At 70.1% G+C, this 569-nt stretch carries 1 protein-coding gene; it reads right to left on the bottom strand.

Annotation, left to right across the window (positions count from 1 at the left end):
• A partial coding sequence (locus tag FK530_RS26145) for a hypothetical protein (protein ID WP_205124272.1) occupies positions 1 to 569 on the bottom strand: 569 nt, incomplete at both ends.

Raw genomic sequence — 569 nt, 5'->3', positions numbered from 1 at the left:
CGTAGAGTTCCACGTCACCGCTGCTGGCGGTGGTGGCCTCACCGGGTGTGCCCTCCCGCGGGGTCAGTGTCCAGCCGTCCACCAGGGTGAACCCTCCGGGCAGCTCGGGCAGTGAATCGGTGAGCGTGTAGTGGAGGTCGACCGCGGAGGGGTTCGCGGCCGCCACCGTGTAGGTGATGGTCCACGTCCCGTCCGCGTTGTCGGTGGCTGCGGCCGGACCTGTCTTCTCGATGGTCGGCACGGCCGGTTCGGAGCAGTCCTGCTCCGTGTCACTGCCACCGGGGAAGGTGACGGTGGCCGAATTGAGGAAGCCGCCCACGCCGCCCCCGCCCGGTGGGCAGGTCAACTGGGAGTCCTCTCCTCCCCATGCCGTCGGGTCCACGGAGGCGGTCACCGTCACCGTGTAGGTGTGGGTACCGCCTCCCGGCAGGACAGCACCGGTCGCGAGCTGCGCAGAGCCACCGAGCAGGTCGAACGGGCCTGATGCACCGCCCGGCCCCGCCCATCCGGCCGACTCCACCGTGATGTCTCCCCCGAAGTGCAGGGTGTCGGAGAGGTCGTAGGTGGTG

It is taken from the genome of Tsukamurella conjunctivitidis (assembly GCF_007858475.1).
Taxonomy (GTDB): domain Bacteria; phylum Actinomycetota; class Actinomycetes; order Mycobacteriales; family Mycobacteriaceae; genus Tsukamurella; species Tsukamurella conjunctivitidis.
This window is presented reverse-complemented; position numbering and strand designations above follow the sequence as displayed.